This is a genomic window from Streptomyces sp. NPDC042638, from assembly GCF_040647235.1.
Classification (GTDB): Bacteria; Actinomycetota; Actinomycetes; order Streptomycetales; family Streptomycetaceae; genus Streptomyces; species Streptomyces rameus.
This window is the reverse complement of the sequence record NZ_JBEZBT010000089.1, coordinates 1-17455: the sequence shown is the minus strand read 5'-3', so window position 1 is coordinate 17455 and position 17455 is coordinate 1. Positions and strand designations below refer to the sequence as shown.

Annotated in this window: 12 protein-coding genes; all 12 read left to right on the top strand. The window is 73.5% G+C overall.

Annotated elements, in window-relative coordinates; translation table 11 throughout:
- The coding region (locus AB0B40_RS36220) for a phosphopantetheine-binding protein (RefSeq protein ID WP_362267831.1) at nt 1-626 on the top strand (626 nt) is incomplete at its 5' end.
- Nucleotides 623-7705: an amino acid adenylation domain-containing protein gene (locus AB0B40_RS36215; protein ID WP_362267829.1), complete on the top strand. Its 7083-nt coding sequence runs from the start codon at nt 623-625 to the stop codon at nt 7703-7705. The genes AB0B40_RS36220 and AB0B40_RS36215, both read left to right, overlap by 4 nt.
- Nucleotides 7706-7925: 220 nt before the next feature.
- Nucleotides 7926-8843 (top strand): kinase, encoded by a 918-nt coding sequence (locus tag AB0B40_RS36210; protein ID WP_345057595.1) that lies wholly within the window; start codon nt 7926-7928, stop codon nt 8841-8843.
- A 1-nt stretch (nt 8844) separates the two neighbouring features.
- On the top strand, nt 8845-9894 hold the full coding sequence (locus AB0B40_RS36205) for a cysteine synthase family protein (RefSeq protein WP_345057593.1): 1050 nt from the start codon (nt 8845-8847) through the stop codon (nt 9892-9894).
- The gene (locus AB0B40_RS36200) at nt 9891-11144 is read left to right on the top strand and encodes an ATP-grasp domain-containing protein (protein WP_345057591.1); all 1254 of its coding nucleotides are present in this window, start codon (nt 9891-9893) and stop codon (nt 11142-11144) included. The genes AB0B40_RS36205 and AB0B40_RS36200 overlap by 4 nt, the downstream gene beginning before the upstream one ends.
- Complete coding sequence (locus tag AB0B40_RS36195; protein ID WP_345057589.1) at nt 11141-11263, top strand: hypothetical protein; 123 nt, start codon at nt 11141-11143, stop codon at nt 11261-11263. The genes AB0B40_RS36200 and AB0B40_RS36195 overlap by 4 nt, the downstream gene beginning before the upstream one ends.
- Nucleotides 11260-12714, top strand: coding sequence for an argininosuccinate lyase (argH, locus tag AB0B40_RS36190; RefSeq protein ID WP_345057587.1), 1455 nt, complete (start codon nt 11260-11262; stop codon nt 12712-12714). The genes AB0B40_RS36195 and argH overlap by 4 nt, the downstream gene beginning before the upstream one ends.
- The gene (locus tag AB0B40_RS36185; RefSeq protein ID WP_345057585.1) at nt 12711-13997 is read left to right on the top strand and encodes an MFS transporter; all 1287 of its coding nucleotides are present in this window, start codon (nt 12711-12713) and stop codon (nt 13995-13997) included. Before argH ends, AB0B40_RS36185 begins: the two co-directional genes overlap by 4 nt.
- Before the next feature lie 40 nt (nt 13998-14037).
- Nucleotides 14038-14826 carry a 4'-phosphopantetheinyl transferase superfamily protein gene (locus AB0B40_RS36180; protein WP_345057584.1) on the top strand — a complete coding sequence of 263 codons (789 nt, stop codon included), beginning with the start codon at nt 14038-14040 and terminating at the stop codon, nt 14824-14826.
- A gap of 54 nt (nt 14827-14880) precedes the next feature.
- The gene (locus tag AB0B40_RS36175) at nt 14881-16734 is read left to right on the top strand and encodes an acetolactate synthase large subunit (protein WP_345057582.1); all 1854 of its coding nucleotides are present in this window, start codon (nt 14881-14883) and stop codon (nt 16732-16734) included.
- A gap of 14 nt (nt 16735-16748) precedes the next feature.
- Nucleotides 16749-17312: an acetolactate synthase small subunit gene (gene ilvN, locus AB0B40_RS36170; protein WP_345057580.1), complete on the top strand. Its 564-nt coding sequence runs from the start codon at nt 16749-16751 to the stop codon at nt 17310-17312.
- Between the two features lie 48 nt (nt 17313-17360).
- Nucleotides 17361-17455 (top strand): hypothetical protein (locus AB0B40_RS36165; protein ID WP_362267834.1); only part of this gene is annotated, 95 nt, incomplete at its 3' end.

Here is a 17455-nt window from a genome sequence, read left to right as displayed (position 1 = left end):
TCGAATACCTCGGCCGAGCCGACCAGCAGATCAAACTCCGCGGCTTCCGCATCGAGATCGGCGAGATCGAGACCGTGCTGGCCGGACACCCGGCCGTCGGCCAGGCCGTCGTCACCGTCCGCGAGGACCGGCCCGGCGACAAACGCCTCGTCGCCTACCTCACGGCCCAGGACGGCGCGGCTCTCGACGTCGAGGACGTGAAGCGGCGGACGGCGGGGCTGCTGCCGGAGTACATGGTGCCGTCGGCGCTGGTGCCGATGGACGCGATCCCGCTGACCGGCAACGGCAAGGTGGACCGCAAGGCCCTGCCCGCACCGGCGGTCGCCGAGGACGCCGCCCCCGGGCGCGCGCCGCGCACGCCCAGGGAAGAGGTGCTGTGCGGGCTCTTCGCCGAGGTCCTCGGCCTGCCCTCCGTCACCGTCGACGACCACTTCTTCCACCTCGGCGGCCACTCCCTGCTCGCCACCCGGCTCGTGGGCCGGATCCGCACCGTGCTGGGGGTCGAGGTCTCCGTGGCGACCCTCTTCGAAAACCCGATCGTGGCAACGCTCGTCGAGAAGCTCGACGGCGCCGAGGCCGCAAGGCCCAAACTGCGGCCGATGCGCCGGATGGGAGCGACCAAGTGATCCCCTTGTCCTTCGCCCAGCAACGTCTGTGGTTCATCGCGCAGATGGAGGGCCCCTCGACGACCTACAACATCCCGCTGGCCGTCCGGCTGACCGGCGAACTCGACCGGGGGGCGCTGAAGTCGGCGATCACCGATGTGATCGGCCGCCACGAGAGCCTGCGCACGCTCTTCCCGGACCGGAACGGAACGCCGTACCAGCACATCCTCGACGAGGAGGAGGTGGAGTTCGAGCTGCCGGTGGTGCCGGCGACCGGTGAGACGCTGGCGGCCGTCATGGCCGAGCAGTCCGCCCAGGTCTTCCATCTCGCCGTGGACCTGCCGATACGGGCCCGGCTGATCACGCTCGGCGCGCGGGAACACGTCCTGCTGGTGGTGATGCACCACATCGTCAGCGACGGCGGTTCGACCGCCCCGCTGCTCGCCGACCTGGCCGCCGCCTACGGGGCACGCGCCCAGGGGCTGGCACCCGGCTGGGAGCCGCTGCCGGTGCAGTACGCCGACTACACGCTGTGGCAGCAGGAGCTGCTCGGCGAGGCCGACGACCCGGAGAGCACCGGCTCGAAGCAACTCGCCTTCTGGCACGAGGCGCTGGCCGGTCTTCCCGAGGAGGCCACGCTCCCGGCCGACCGGCCCCGCCCGGCCGCCGCCTCCTACCGCGGCGGCCTGTGCACCGACCGCCTGCCGGCCGACCTGCACACCGGACTCACCCACCTGGCGCGGGAGTCGGGGGCCACGCTGTTCATGGCGGTGCAGGCGGCGGTCGCGACCGTGCTGTCCCGCTCCGGGGCCGGACCCGACATCCCGCTCGGCTCACCGGTCTCCGGGCGGATCGACGAGGCGCTGGACGGTCTGGTCGGCTTCTTCGTCAACACCCTGGTGCTGCGGACCGACCTGAGCGGCGACCCGAGCTTCCGGGAGCTGCTCGACCGGGTGCGCAGGACCGACCTGGCCGCGTGGAACCACCAGGACCTGCCCTTCGACCGGCTGGTGGAGGTGCTCAACCCGGAGCGTTCCGCGTCCCGGCACCCCCTGTTCCAGGTGATGCTGACCCTGGGCGAGGCCGGTTCGGACACGGTCGGGTTCCCCGGTCTGGACGCCCGGACCGAGTACAACGAGCTGCAGATCGCCAAGTTCGACCTGACCTTCGGATTCGCCGAGCACCGCGGCCGGGACGGGCGTCCCCACGGCCTGGACATCACCATCGAGTACGCCACCGACCTGTACGAGGCCCGTACGATCGACGCCCTCATGGCCCGGCTGCGGCGGCTGCTGGAGTCGGTGCTGACCTCGCCCGACACCCCGCTGTCCGTCCTCGACCTGCTCGGCGAGCACGAGCGCCGGCAGCTGCTCGAGGAGTGGGCGGGCCCGGTCACCGGCACCCCGGACGCGAGCCTGGCCGAGCTGTTCGCCGCGCAGGCCGCCCGCACCCCGGACGCGGTCGCGATGGTCGACGAGTACCAGGACTTCAGCTACCGCGAGCTGGACGAGCTGACCAACCAGCTCGCCCACCACCTGATCGACCTGGGCATCCGGCGCGGTGACGTGGTCGCCGTCCTGATGGAGCGGTCGGCCGGGCTGCTCACCGCGCTGCTGGCGGTGGTGAAGGCGGGCGCGGTCTACGCGCCGCTGAACACCACCGACCCGGACACCCGTCTGACGCAGATCCTCGCCGACACCGGGGCCCCGGTGCTCCTCACCGACGAGGCCCTGGCCGATCACCCGGTGGCCGCCGCCACCTCGGCCCGGGTCGTCGTCCTGGACGGCACCTCGGTCCCGGCGGGCCTGCCCGCCTCCGCGCCGGTGCCGGCCGTGCACCCGGACGAGCCGGTGTACGCGATGTTCACCTCGGGCTCGACCGGCGTCCCGAAGGGTGTCGCCGTCACCCACCGCAACGTCGCCGACCTGGCCGCCCAGAGCAGGTACCAGGGGGGCCGGCACCGCCGGGTGCTGTTCCACTCGCCGGCCGCGTTCGACGCGTCGACGTACGAGATCTGGGTGCCGTGGCTGAACGGCGGCACCCTCGTCGTCGCACCGCCCGGCCACCTCGACCCGGCGGGTTACCGGCGGCTGATCGACACCCACGGCATCACGAGCATGTGGCTGACCGCGGGGCTGTTCCGGGTGATGGCCGAGGAGGCGCCCGACGCCTTCGCCGGGGTCCGGGAGGTGTGGGCGGGCGGTGACGTCGTACCGCCCGAGGCGGTACGCCGTATCCACGAGCACTGCCCGGACACGACCGTCGTCAACGGCTACGGCCCGACCGAGACCACCACCTTCGCCGCCACCCACCGGATCCGCCGTCCCTTCGACTACCCGGGCACCGTCCCGATCGGCGAGGCACTCGACAACCACCGCCTCTACGTCCTGGACCCGGCGCTGCGGCTGGTGCCGCCCGGCACCCCGGGTGAGCTGTACATCGCGGGCGCGGGACTCGCCCAGGGCTACCTCAACCGCCCCGGGATGACGGCGGAACGGTTCGTCGCCGACCCCTACGGCCCCCGTGGCGAGCGCATGTACCGCACCGGCGACCTGGTCCGCTGGAACCACGAAGGCTCCCTGGAGTACCTCGGCCGGGCCGACCAGCAGGTCAAGCTGCGCGGCTTCCGGATCGAACCGGGGGAGATCGAGACCGCGCTGACCGCGCACCCTGCCGTCGCGCAGGCCACGGTGATCGTCCGCGAGGACCGGCCCGGCGACAAGCGGCTCGTCGCCTACCTGGTCGCCGCGCAGGACGTACCGCTGGACCGGGAGGACGTGCAGCGGGAGGTCTCCGCTGCCCTGCCGGAGTACATGGTCCCGTCGGCGTTCGTGGTCCTCGACGCGCTGCCGCTGACCACCAACGGCAAGATCGACCGGCGGGCGCTGCCCGCGCCCAGGCAGCGCGCGGACAGCGGGGGGCGGGCTCCCCGTACCCTCGCCGAGGAGGTGCTGTGCGGGCTGTTCGCGGCCGTGCTCGGGCTGCCGTCGGCCACCATCGACGACCACTTCTTCCGCCGGGGCGGCCACTCGCTGCTCGCCACCCGGCTCATCAGCCGGATCCGTGCCGTGTGGGACGCCGAGATCACCATCCGGGACCTGTTCCAGTACCCGACGGTCGCCCTGCTCGCCGAGCGGATCACCGCTGCCGGGGGTGACACACGGCGGCCGGCCCTCGCACCGCAGGAGCGCCCGGAGCGGGTGCCGCTGTCCTCGGCCCAGCAACGGCTGTGGTTCCTGGACCAGATGGAGGGCCCCTCGGCGACGTACAACATCCCGATGGCGCTGCGGCTGACCGGCGAGCTGGACCGGGAGGCCCTGCGCCTGGCGCTCACCGACCTGGTGACCCGGCACGAGAGCCTGCGGACCGTCTACCCGGTCCATGAGAACAGCCCCCACCAGCACGTCCTGCCGTCCGGGCCGGTGGAACTGCCGCTCACCGACACCACCGAGGGAGACCTGCCGGGGCTGCTGCACGCCGAGGCCTCGCGCACCTTCGACCTGGCCGCCGAACTCCCCTTCGGCGTGCGGCTGTTCCGGCTCGGCGCGCAGGCGCACGTCCTCTCGCTGGTGATCCACCACATCGCCTCCGACGGCTGGTCCAACGGTCCCCTCTTCCGTGACCTGGCCGCCGCCTACGCGGCCCGCGCCCAGGGGCAGGCACCCGGCTGGGAGCCGCTGCCGGTCCAGTACGCCGACTACGCGCTGTGGCAGCAGCGGCTCGTCGACGAGGACGAGGACCGCCAGCTCGGTTACTGGAAGGAGGCGTTGGCCGAGCTGCCGGAGGAGGCCACCCTCCCCACCGACCGGCCCCGCCCGGCGACGCCCTCCAACCGGGGCACCACGCACACCGTGCACGGCGGCGCCCGGCTCCACCAGGCGCTCACCGCCCTGGCCCAGGACACCGGCGCGACCCTGTTCATGGTCGCCCAGGCCGCCGTGGCGACGCTGCTCTCCCGCTCCGGCGCGGGCCACGACATCCCGCTCGGTTCCCCGGTGGCCGGCCGCGGCGACCAGAAGCTGGACGACCTCGTCGGCTTCTTCGTCAACACCCTGGTCCTGCGCACCGACCTCGGCGGCGACCCCAGCTTCCGGGAGCTGCTGACCCGGGTCCGGGAGACCGACCTGGCCGCCTGGGCCCACCAGGACCTGCCCTTCGACCGGCTGGTGGAGGTCCTCAACCCCGAGCGCACCACCGCCCGGCACTCCCTCTTCCAGGTCATGCTCACCGTCGGCGACTCCGCCACCGAAACGCCCCGGCTCGGCGGTCTCGAAGGAGAGTTCCTGTTCCCGTCGGCCTCGGTCGCGAAGTTCGACCTGACCTTCGCGTTCGCCGAGCACCGGGACGCGGCGGGCGAGCCGGGCGGCCTGGACATCACCGTCGAGTACGCCACCGACCTGTACGACGCGAGCACGATCGAGGCGACCGCCGACCGGCTCCTGCGGCTGCTGGAAGCCGCCGTCGCCTCCCCCGAACTGCCGGTGACCGCGCTGGAGCTGCTGTCCGGGGGCGAGCGCGAGCGGGTGCTCCGGTGGAGCGGCGCGCCCACGCCCGCCCCGGCCCTCGGGCTCGACGGGCTGTTCACCGGGCAGGCGGCCCGCACCCCGGACTCCCTCGCGCTGGTGTACGAGGAGCAGCGGCTGACCTACGCCGAACTGGACGTGTGGTCCAACCGGCTGGCCCGGCACCTCACCGCGCGCGGAGTCACCCCGGGCAGCCTGGTCGCCCTGCACCTGGAACGCTCCCCGCACCTGATCGCCACGATCCTCGCGGTGCTGAAGGCCGGCGCCGGATACACCGTGCTGGACCCGCAGTTCCCCGCCGAGCGGCTCACCACCGTACTGGCCCAGACGCGGCCGTCCGCCCTGGTCAGCCAGAGCCACCTGGCCGCCCTGCCCACCGAGGCCCCGCTGATCGATCTGACCGTGGACGCCCCCGCGGTCAGCGCCCTGCCGGGCACGGCCGTGCAGACCGGCGGGCACCCGGAGGCCACCGCGTGCGTCATGTTCACCTCGGGCTCGACCGGGGTGCCCAAGGGAGTCGCCGCGTCCCACCGGGCGCTGGCGGCCACCTTCATCGGGCCGGACTACCTCCACTTCGGCCCCGAGCAGACCTATCTGCAGAGCTCCCCGGTGTCGTGGGACGCGTTCGCGCTGGAGGTGTTCGGGCCGTTGCTGCACGGCGGGGTGTGCGTGCTGCAGCCCGGCCAGCACACCGACCCGCACCGGATCGCGGAGCTGGTGGAGCGGCACCACATCACCACGCTGCAGATGTCGGCGAGCCTGTTCAACCACATGCTCGACGAACACCCGGCCGTCTTCTCCCGGGTGCGGGAGGCGATGACGGCCGGCGAGGCGGCCTCGCCCGCGCACACCGCCAAGGCCCTGGCCGACCACCCCCATCTGCACCTGGTCAACGGCTACGGCCCGGCGGAGAGCATGGGCTTCACCACCGCCCACACCATCACCGCGCCCGCGCCCGCCATCCCCATCGGCCGGCCCGTCGCCGGCAAGCACGCCTACGTCCTCGACGAGAACCTGCGGCTGCTGCCGCCGGGCGTGCCCGGGGAGCTGTACGTCGCGGGGCACGGCCTGGCCCACGGCTACATCGGCCAGCCGGTCCTGAGCGCCGAGCGGTTCGTGGCCGACCCGCACGGAGTGGCCGGCTCACGGATGTACCGCACCGGGGACCTGGCCCGCTGGAGCCAGGACGGTGCGCTGGAGTACCTGGGGCGGGCCGACCAGCAGATCAAACTGCGCGGGTTCCGCATCGAGCCCGGCGAGATCGAGTCGGCGCTGCTGCGGCACCCGTCGGTCGCCCAGGCCGCCGTGCTGGTCCGGGAGGACCGGCCGGGCGACAAGCGGCTGGTGGCGTATGTGGTGGCCGAGGCGAAGGGGAAGGCGGTGGACCCGGCCGAGCTGCGCCGGCACGCGGCCGGCGCCCTGCCCGAGTACATGGTGCCCGCCGCCGTCGTCGCCCTCGACGCCCTGCCGCTCACCGTGAACGGCAAGCTGGACCGGCGTGCCCTGCCCGAGCCGCCGCGGACGGAGGCCACCGGCGGGCGGGCACCGCGCACGCCCGCCGAGGAGATCCTGTGCGGCCTGTACACGGCCGTGCTCGGCGTCCCCTCGGTCAGCATCGACGACCACTTCTTCCACCTCGGCGGCCACTCCCTGCTCGCCACCCGGCTCATCGGCCGGATCCGCGCGGTGTGGGACACCCCGGTCACCATCCGGGACCTGTTCCAGCACCCGACGCCCGCCCTGCTCGCCGAGCACATCGCCGAGAACGCGGGCGGGGACCCGCTGGAGACGGTGCTGCCGATCCGGGCCGCCTCCGGTTCGGACGAGCCGCCGCTGTTCTGCGTCCACCCGGTCTCCGGGATGAGCTGGTGCTACGCCGGACTGCTCAAGCACCTCGGGGACCGGCCGCTGATCGGCTTGCAGGCCCGGGAGCTGACCGATCCGGCGCTGCGGCCCGGGAGCATGGCGGAGATGGCCGACACGTATGTGGCCGAGATCCGCTCGGTCCAGCCGCACGGGCCGTACCACCTGCTCGGCTGGTCCTTCGGCGGACTCGTGGCGCACGCGGTCGCGGCCCGCCTGGAGGCGCTCGGCGAGGAAGTGGCCCTGCTCGCACTGCTGGACGCCTATCCGCTGCCCGACGGCTTCACCGCCCCGGCCGTCGACGGGCGCGAGGTCCTCACCGCGTTCCTCGGCACCCGGGCCGCCGAACTCGACGTGAGCTGCGCCGGCTCGGCACCCGACCCGGCCGAACTCGCCGAGGTGCTGCGGCGTACGGACCCGATCCTGGGCGCCCTCGACCCGGCCCAGGCAGCCGCGGTCGTCGAGGCCACGGCCGCGCACCTGCACATGCGCTACCGGTACGTGCCCGAGCTGCGGTTCGGCGGCGGCGCGGTGTTCTTCAACGCCGGCCGTACGCCGGCCGCGGCCACCGGCGCCGAGTCCTGGGCACCGTACGTTCTCGGCCACATCGAGGAGTACGACATCGACTGCGAGCACTGGGAGATGACCGGCGCCGAGCCGCTGCGGGAGATCGGCAAGGTGCTGGGCGAGCAGCTGCGGGGGGTACGCCGCTGAGCGTTCGGCCGCCCTCGGGTAAGACCGATGCACCGGCACGAAGTGCCCGGACCCGCCGACACGGTGGGTCCGGGCGCTTTCGCATGCCCGGAGCACGGGCCGCGGCTCACCGCCAACCGCCCACAACCTGCCGCCCTTGCCGCCGGAAGGCGGGTTCCGGCCTCCGTAGCGTGAGGGTGTCCGCAGGTCACGGCTTCACCGGCAACAGAAGGTCAAGGACATGGTGGATCATTCCGACTGGCGTGTCGGGGCAGCTTCGGCCCCCGTCCATCACGGCGAGATTCTGCAGGGTGTCTTCACCGGCCGCGCCGGGCTCGTGCGCGGACTGGTGACGCTGCCCTGCACCATTCACACCACCCGGGCGACCTTCACCCCGGCACCCGGCACCGGGGTCACCGTCTCGCCGGACTGGAAGGGCAAGGCGCGACGGGCGGCCGAACTGGCCGTGCGGACGGTGGTCCCGGCGAGCGCGGGGCCGGTCGGCGGCCATCTGGAAGTGACCGGGGACGTGCCGCTGTGCCGGGGCTTCGGTTCTTCCACCAGCGATGTGCTGTCGGCCATCTGGGCCGTGAAGGACGCGTTCGCCGATCCGCTGCCGCCGCGTGAGGTGGCCCGGCTCGCGGTGCGCGCGGAGACCGCCTCCGACTCGCTGATGTTCGAGGACTCCACCGTGCTGTTCGCGCAGCGCCAAGGCAGTGTCATCGAGGACTTCGGCTACCGGATGCCGGCTCTGCGCGTCCTCGGCTTCGGCTCACGCCCCTCCAACCGCGGCAAGGGCGTCGACACGCTGGCCCTCCCGCCGGCCCGCTACGACGGGGCCGAGATCGAACGGTTCGCCGCACTGCGGGACATGCTGCGCGACGCCATCCACATGAAGGACGTCGCTCTGCTCGGCTCGGTGGCCACGGCGAGCGCGGAGATCAACCAGCGGCACCTGCCGGTCCCCGGCTTCGACCGGATCCGGGACATCGCGCGCACCTCGGGCGCCGTGGGCGTGCAGGTGGCCCACAGCGGGGACATCGCGGGGCTCCTCTTCGACCGGGACGATCCCGACGTCGAGACGCGCACCGCACTGGCGCAGGACCTCCTGCGGAGCACCGGTATCGATGAGCAGTGGAACTACACAACGGGTGACTGACATGACGACGACCCTTCCCAAGGCGCACTCCTCGATCGTGGAGGCCACCGAGCTGCCACGGATCATCAAGGTGGCCGACAACCTCTACGCGGCCGCCTTCAGCCTGATGAAGCTGCTGCCCGCCCGCTACATCATCGACCGGGCCGAGGCCGCCGGGGTGCTCACCCCGGGCACCCCGGTCATCGAGACCTCCTCCGGCACCTTCGCGCTGGGCCTGGCCATGGTGTGCGGGCTGCGCGGCTACCCGCTGACCATCGTCGGCGACCGCGCCATCGACCAGGAACTGCGCACCCGGCTGGAGATGCTCGGCACGACGGTGGAGATCGTCGAGCACACCGGCCAGCCCGGCGGCATCCAGGGCGCCCGGCTGGCCCGGGTGGCCGAGCTGTGCCGGCAGCGGCCCGACGCGTTCGTCCCCGGCCAGTACGACAACCCCGACAACCCGGGAGCCTACGGCGTCGTCGCCGACCTGGTCGACGGCACCGTCGGCGCCGTCGACTGCCTGGTGGGGCCGGTCGGCTCGGGCGGCTCGACGGGCGGTCTCGCCGCCTCCCTGCGGCCCCGCAACCCGCAGCTGCACCTGGTCGGCGTCGACACCCACGGCAGCATCATCTTCGGCACCCCCGACGGCCCGCGCACCCTGCGCGGACTGGGCAGCAGCATCCACCCGGGCAACGTGCGGCACTCGGCGTACGACGAGGCGCACTGGGTGACCGCCGCGGAGGCCTTCCACGCGACCCATGAGCTGTACCGCCGGCACGGCCTGTTCATGGGCCCGACCAGCGGCGCGTCCTTCCAGGTGGCGTCCTGGTGGGCGGCGCGCAACCCCGGCAGCACGGTGGTGATGGTGCTGCCCGACGAGGGCTACCGCTACCAGTCGACCGTCTACAACGACGCCTGGCTGCGCGAGCAGGGCATCGTCCCCGCGCCCGCTCCCGGCGGCGGTCCCGTCACCGTGGGCCACCCCCTGGACGCCCCGCCGGTCTGGTCCCGGCTGCTGTGGGCGCGCCGCGGCTTCGACGACGTGATGATGCCGGAGATGGCGTCGTGAACGGGCGGCTGCTGCTCCTGGTGGAGTCCAACACGACCGGCACCGGGCGGCTGTTCGCCCGCCGGGCGGCGGAACTCGGCGTCGTGCCCGTTCTGCTGAGCCAGGATCCGGGACGCTATCCGTACGCGGCCGAGGACGGGCTGCGGACCGTCGTCGTCGACACCTCCGACCCGGAGCGGCTGTGGCAGGCGGCCACCCGGCTGGCCGGCGAGGCCCCGGTCGCCGGCGTGCTGACCAGCTCCGAGTACTACGTCCCGGCCGCCGCCGCGCTGGCGTCCCGCCTCGGCCTGCCCGGCCCCTCGGCGCAGGCGGTGCGGGACTGCCGGGACAAGGCCGAGCAGCGGCGGATCCTCGCCGCCGCCGGGGTGGGCGTGCCGGGCTTCGCGGTGGTGTCGACGGTGGACGCCGCGGTGTCGGCGGCGGCGACCCGGCTGCCCGTGGTGGTCAAGCCGGTGCAGGGCTCGGGCAGTCTGGGCGTACGGCTGTGCTCGGACCTCGACGAGGTCGCCGGGCACGCGCGCGCACTGCTGGCGGCCACCGTGAACGAGCGCGGAGTGGCGGTCCCCGCGCGGATCCTGGTCGAGGAGTACCTGACCGGGGCGGAGTTCTCCGTCGAGGTGTTCGGCACCGAGGCGGTGGTGACCGTCGCCAAGCACGTCGGCCCGCTGCCCGCCTTCGTCGAGGTCGGCCACGACGTGCCGGCGGCGCTCCCCGCCGGACTGGAGCGCGAGCTGCGGCAGACCGCCGTGCGGGCCGTGACGGCGCTCGGCCTCGGCTGGGGCGCGGCCCACGTGGAGCTGCGGCTCGACGGTCCCGTCGCCAAGGTGATCGAGGTCAATCCGCGACTGGCCGGCGGCATGATCCCCGAACTGGTGCGGCGGGCCTGCGGGATCGACCTGGTGCGCGCCCAGGTGCTGGCCGCGCTGGGCCGCGTCGCGCACCCCGAGCGCGCGCTGTACGGCCGCGCCTCGATCCGTTTCCTGACCACCGACCGCGACGGCATCCTGGCCCCCGACCTCTCCGGCGCCGTCACGCGTGCCGGTGCCGTCCCGGGCGTCGTGGAGGCGGTCCTGTACCGCGCGCCCGGTGAACCGGTCGGCCCCGCCGCCGACTTCCGCGGCCGGCTCGGCCATGTCATCGCGGTGGCGGACCATCCGGCCGAAGCGGCCGGGGCCGCGGACCGGGCGGTGGCGGCCCTCACGGCGGCGATCGCCCCCACGTCCCTGGAACGGCAGGAGGCGCTGACATGACCGCCGCACGGACGCGCGAGGGCACGACCGCCGCCCGGCACCACCCCGGCACCCCTTCCCCGCGCCCCTCCGGGTGCCGGGGGCACCGGCCGCTTCTCACCCCCGAGGACCTCACATGACCACCGCCCCCGCACGTGACGGCGTCCACACCGGCCGGCTCAGCTCGGCGCTGGATCCCGAGGCGCACGCCATCGTCTACGACCAGCGCGTGCCCGAGGACGCGGCGGACCCGCTGGGCGGCGAGCTGCGCCGCATCAGCCAGGTGGACCGCGCCCACCTGGTCATGCTCACCGAACGCGGGGTCGTGGACCCCGGCCGGGCCGCCGCCCTGCTGCGGACCGTGGAGGAGCTGCGCGCCGCCGACTTCCTGCCGGTACGCGGACGCCCGATGCCGCGCGGGGTGTACCTGGCGTACGAGGGCTATCTGATCGAGCGGCTGGGCGACGAGACCGGCGGCATCCTGCACACCGGCCGCTCCCGCAACGACCTGAACGCCACGACCGCCCGGTTGAAGGCCCGCACCCCCTACCTCACCCTGCTGGACGCGGTGGACCGGCTGGCCGCCGTACTCCTCGCCCAGGCCGACCGGTACGCGGACGTCACCATGCCGGCGTACACCCACGGCCAGCCCGCCGTGCCGATCACCTACGGCCACTACCTCGCGGGCGTCGCGGGCGCGGTGCTGCGCGCCTACGGCCAGCTGCTGGACGCGGGACGCCAGCTGGACGTCAATCCGCTCGGCGCCGGCGCCGTCGGCGGCACCTCGGTCCCCGTCGATCCCGAACGCACCGCCCGGCTCCTGGGGTTCACCGGGGCGGCCCCCAACTCCGTGGACGCCGTCGCCTCCCGGGACTTCGCGCTGACTCTGCTCTCCGCGTCCGCCGTGCTCGGCGTCACCCTCGCCCGGGTCGCCCGCGACCTCGGTGTGTGGACGTCGGAGGAGACGGCGCTGCTGCGGGTCGCCGACACCCTGGTCGGCTCCAGCTCGATGATGCCGCAGAAGCGCAACCCGTTCCTGCTGGAGCACATCCAGGGCCGGGCCGGGGCGGCCCTCGGCGCCTTCGTGGGCGCGGCCTCGGCGATGACCACCGCCGGCTACACCAACGCCATCGCCGTCGGCACCGAGGCCATGCGCCATCTGTGGCCGGGCCTGAGCGACACGACCGACGTGGTGACGCTGCTGCGGCTGGTCGTGGCCGGGGTCGAACCGCGGCCCGAGCGCATGGCCGAGCGCGCCCGGGAGGGGTTCACCGCGGCGACGTACCTCGCCGAACGGCTGGTCGCGGACGGCATGCCGTTCCGGGCCGCGCACCACAAGGTCGGCGAGACCGTGCTGGCCGCGCTCGGCTCGGGTCTGTCGCTGGAGGAGACCGCCGGCCTGGACGGCGGCCTGGACCCGGACCGCGTGGTCGCCGCCTGCGTCCACGGAGGCGGCCCGGGGGCCGACGGACTTCCGCCGCTGCGCCGCCTGCTCGACACCCACCGCGCCGAGTGCGCCGTCCGCCGCGACCGCTGGTCGGACGCGGAGCGGCTGCTGACCGACGCCGTGCGGAAGGCGGTGCGGGCATGAGCGGGACCGTCACCGCCGCCGCGGCACCGAACCCCGCCCGGCCCCGCTCCCCCCTCTCCCGCCACCGCGACTTCCGTCTGCTCTGGCTCGGCGAGACCACCAACCGGGCCGGCATCAACATCACCACGGTGGCCATGCCCCTGGTCGCCGTGGTCACCCTGAACGCCAGCACGCTCAGCGTGAGTGTGCTGGCCGCCGCACCCTGGCTGCCCTGGCTGCTGATCGGCCTGCCGGCCGGCGCCTGGGTGGACCGGATGCGGCGACGCCCGCTGATGCTGGTGTGCAACGTCTCCTCGGTGCTGCTCCTGGCGAGCGTGCCGGTGGCCGCGTGGCTCGGCGTGCTCACCATGACCCATCTGCTGGTGGTGGCGCTCCTCAACGGCCTGGCCGCGGTGTTCTTCGGAATCTCGTACAAGGTGTACGTGCCGTCCATCGTGGAGCGGGACCAGCTCCAGGAGGCCAACGCCAAGCTGCAGGGCAGCGAGTCGGTCGCCCAGGTGGCCGGCCTGGGCGGCGGCGGTCTGCTCGCCCAGGGCTTCGGCGCGGTCTCCGGCCTGCTGGTCAACGCCGGCACCTTCGTCTTCTCGGCGCTGTGCCTGCTCGGCATCCGCAGCCGGGAGCCCCTGCCCGAGCCCTCCCGCGAGCGCACGCCGCTGCGCCGGGACATCGGCGAGGGCCTGCGGCACACCGTGCGCGACCCGTACCTGCGTGTGCTGACCGCCTACGGCACCGTCACCAACCTGCTCCTGACGGCGTACCAGGCGATCCTGCCCGTGTTCATGATCCGCCAGCTCGACGTGCCGGAGGGCGCGACCGGCTGGCTGCTGGCCTCCAGCAGCGTCGGCGGGATCCTCGGCGCGGCCGGCGCCAGGCGGGTGACCGCCCGCTGGGGCACCGCACGCGGGCTGCTGGTGGCCACCGCCGCCACCGCCCCCTTCGCCCTGCTGATCCCGATGGCGGGGAAGGGCTGGATGCTGGCCGCGCTCGTGGCCGGCAGCGCGCTCCTCGCCCTCGGTGTGGTGCTCGCCAATGTGATCCAGGGCGCGTTCCGCCAGCGGTACTGCCCGCCGCAGCTGCTCGGCCGCATCACGGCCTGCATCTCGGTGGCGAACTTCGGTGCCATCCCGTTCGGTTCCCTGCTCGGCGGTGTGCTCGGCACGGCGCTCGGGCTGCGGCCGACGTTGTGGCTGCTGACCGCCGGTCTCGCGGTCAGCCCCCTGTTACTGCTGATCGGGCCCCTGCGCGGCAGGCACGACCTGCCCGCCGCGCCCGGTGGGTCATGACGCCCGGTCGGCTCCTTCGAGTAGGAACAGGAGAGACCCCGTGGAAGGAACACCGCCGTGGGTCGCCCGTGAGCTGCCACCCCCCGGCTCACTCGACCTCTGGCTCCTGAGGGTCTCGGATGTCGCCGCCGGCATCCTGGACGAGGCGGTGCTCGACGCGACGGAACGCCGACGCGCCGCCGCCCTCATGCACGCGGCCGACCGCGTCCGGTTCACGGCCGCGCACGTCGCACTGCGCCGGCTGCTCGGGTCGTATCTGCGGCTGCGCCCCGAGGAGATCCACTTCGGCCGGGACACCTGCCCCTGCTGCGGCGGCCCGCACGGCCGGCCCACCGTGCTCGGCACGGGCCGCGACGACCTGTTCTTCTCGCTGTCCCACCGGGGCGACCTGGCCCTCGTCGGTACGGCCGCGGCGCCGATCGGCGTCGACGTGGACCTGGTGTCGGACCAGACGGCCACCGCCGAACTGGCCTCGATGCTGCACGTGGCCGAGCAGGAGGAACTGTCCGCCGTCGCACCGCGGTCGCGGCCCCGCGCGCTGGCGAGGCTGTGGACCCGCAAGGAGGCTTACCTCAAGGGCCTCGGCACCGGACTGGGGCGCGATCCGTCCCTCGACTACGTCGGCTCCGGGGCACCGGGAGGGCCCTACCCGCCGTCCGGCTGGACCCTGCTGGACGTTCCGGTGGACCGGGGCTACGCGGCGGCGGTGGCGGTGCGCGGCGAACTCACCGCCGCCGGCCCGACCGTCACCCGCCTCTTCGGCCCGCAGGCCGCCGAGCTGGTCCGCGCGTCCCCGTCCGGGCTCCTGACGGGAGGGACCCCGATCTGACCGTGCACCCCGGCAAGACCGCTCACCCACTCCTACGAACCTTGGGAACCGACCATGCCCCACACTGTGCAAGAGGCCCCCGCGGCCCGCCTTCCACGGATGCGCGCCGCCGACGAGACCGTGACCGGCGCCCAGTCCCTGATCCGCGCCCTGGAGGAGGTCGGTGCGGACACCGTCTTCGGGATTCCCGGCGGATCGATCCTCCCGGCGTACGACCCGATGATGGACTCGGCACGGATCCGCCATGTGCTGGTGCGGCACGAGCAGGGCGCCGGCCACGCGGCCACCGGATACGCGCAGGCCACCGGGAAGGTCGGGGTCTGCATCGCGACCTCCGGGCCGGGTGCGACGAACCTGGTGACACCGATCGCCGACGCCCACATGGACTCCGTGCCGCTGGTGGCGATCACCGGCCAGGTGTCGTCGAAGGCGATCGGTACGGACGCCTTCCAGGAGGCGGACATCGTCGGCATCACCATGCCGATCACCAAACACAACTTCCTGGTCACCCGCGCCGAGGACATCCCGCGGACCATCGCCGAGGCGTTCCACCTGGCCTCGACCGGCCGCCCCGGACCGGTCCTGGTCGACATCACCAAGGACGCCCTCCAGGCGCGGACCACCTTCGTCCGTCCCGGGGCGGCGCACCTGCGCGGCTACCGCCCGAAGACCCGCCCGCACCCGCGGCAGGTCCGCGAGGCGGCGCGGCTGATCACCTCGTCCGAACGACCCGTCCTGTACGTCGGCGGCGGCGTCCTCAAGGCCGGGGCCACCGCCGAGCTGCGCGAACTCGCCGAACTGACCGGCGTGCCCGTGGTCACCACGCTGATGGCTCTCGGCGCCTTCCCCGGCAGCCATCCGCAGCACATGGGCATGCCCGGCATGCACGGTGACGTGTCCGCCGTGGCGGCCCTGCAGAAGGCGGACCTGATCGTCGCCCTCGGCGCCCGCTTCGACGACCGGGTCACCGGCAGGCTGGACAGCTTCGCTCCGCACGCCAAGGTCGTGCACGCCGACATCGACCCGGCGGAGATCTCCAAGAACCGGTACGCGGACGTGCCGATCGTCGGCGACGCCCGCGAGGTGATCGAGGCGCTGGTGACCGCCGTGCGGGAGGAGGGCGGGGCCGGTGACCACAGCGCCTGGTGGCGGGACCTGAACCGCTGGCGGGCGACCTATCCCCGCGGTTACGAACTGCCCGCCGACGGCACGCTCTCCCCGCAGCTGGTCATCGAACGCATCGGCCGGCTCGCCCCCGAGGGGACCCTGTTCACCTCCGGTGTCGGCCAGCACCAGATGTGGGCGGCGCAGTTCCTGCCGCACGACGAGCCCGGCACCTGGTTCAACTCCGGGGGCGCCGGGACCATGGGCTACGCGGTCCCGGCCGCGATGGGCGCCAGGGCCGGCCGGCCCGACCGCACGGTGTGGGCGATCGACGGCGACGGCTGCTTCCAGATGACCAATCAGGAACTGGTCACGTGCGCCCTGAACGACATCCCGGTCAAGGTCGCCGTCATCAACAACGGCGCCCTCGGCATGGTCCGCCAGTGGCAGAACCTCTTCTACGGGGCGCGGTTCTCCAACACCGTGCTGCACGACGGCGCGACCAACGCCGCGACCGGCTCCACCCGGGGCGTGGGCTCCGCGGCCAACCGGGGCACGCGCGTCCCGGACTTCGTCCTCCTCGCCGAGGCGATGGGCTGCGTGGGTCTGCGCTGCGAGTCCCCGGACGAGCTGGACGCGGTCATCGACAAGGCCAACTCGGTCACCGACCGTCCGGTGGTCGTGGACTTCATCGTCCACGAGGACGCGATGGTGTGGCCGATGGTCCCGGCCGGCACTTCCAACGACGACATCATGGCCGCCCGTGGCGTGCGTCCCGACTTCGGCGACGCGACGGACGACTGAGAGGACCCTCCGACATGTCTCAGCACACGCTCTCCGTCCTGGTCGAGAACACGCCCGGCATCCTGGCCCGGATCGCCGCCCTGTTCTCCCGGCGCGGCTTCAACATCGACTCGCTCGCCGTGGGCACCACCGAGCACCCCGACCTCTCCCGCGTCACGATCGTCGTCCGCGTCGACGACGAACTCTCCCTGGAGCAGGTCACCAAGCAGCTCAACAAGCTCGTCAACGTCCTGAAGGTCGTCGAGCTGGAGGCGGCGGACGCGGTCCAGCGCGAGCTGGTCCTGGTGAAGGTCCGCGCCGACAACACCACCCGCTCCCAGGTCCTGCAGATAGCCGAGCTGTTCCGGGCCCGCACCGTCGACGTGGCCCCCGAGGCGGTGACCCTGGAGGCCACCGGCGCCGGTGACAAGCTCGACGCGATGCTGCGGATGCTGGGGCAGTTCGGCATCAAGGAGCTGGTGCAGTCCGGCGCGATCGCCATCGGCCGCGGGTCCCGCTCGCTGACGGAACGCGGCGCCCGCGAGACCCGCACGCTGCGCATCACCTCGGCCGCGACCCGCTCCGCGCAGAGCGCCTGAAGTCCCCCGCGTCCCGCCCTTACCCACCACCATAAGGAGATCTGACCCATGGCCGAGCTGTTCTACGACGCCGACGCCGACCTGACCGTCATCCAGGGCCGCAAGGTCGCGGTCATCGGTTACGGCAGCCAGGGCCACGCCCA

Bases quoted from the DNA above. Each gene is read 5' to 3' on its own strand.
- AB0B40_RS36175 (WP_345057582.1), top strand. From the start codon at position 14,881: ATGCCCCACACTGTGCAAGAGGCCCCCGCGGCCCGCCTTCCACGGATG.
- AB0B40_RS36205 (WP_345057593.1), top strand. From the start codon at position 8,845: ATGACGACGACCCTTCCCAAGGCGCACTCCTCGATCGTGGAGGCCACC.
- AB0B40_RS36185 (WP_345057585.1), top strand. From the start codon at position 12,711: ATGAGCGGGACCGTCACCGCCGCCGCGGCACCGAACCCCGCCCGGCCC.
- AB0B40_RS36210 (WP_345057595.1), top strand. From the start codon at position 7,926: ATGGTGGATCATTCCGACTGGCGTGTCGGGGCAGCTTCGGCCCCCGTC.
- argH (WP_345057587.1), top strand. From the start codon at position 11,260: ATGACCACCGCCCCCGCACGTGACGGCGTCCACACCGGCCGGCTCAGC.
- AB0B40_RS36195 (WP_345057589.1), top strand. From the start codon at position 11,141: ATGACCGCCGCACGGACGCGCGAGGGCACGACCGCCGCCCGGCACCAC.
- ilvN (WP_345057580.1), top strand. From the start codon at position 16,749: ATGTCTCAGCACACGCTCTCCGTCCTGGTCGAGAACACGCCCGGCATC.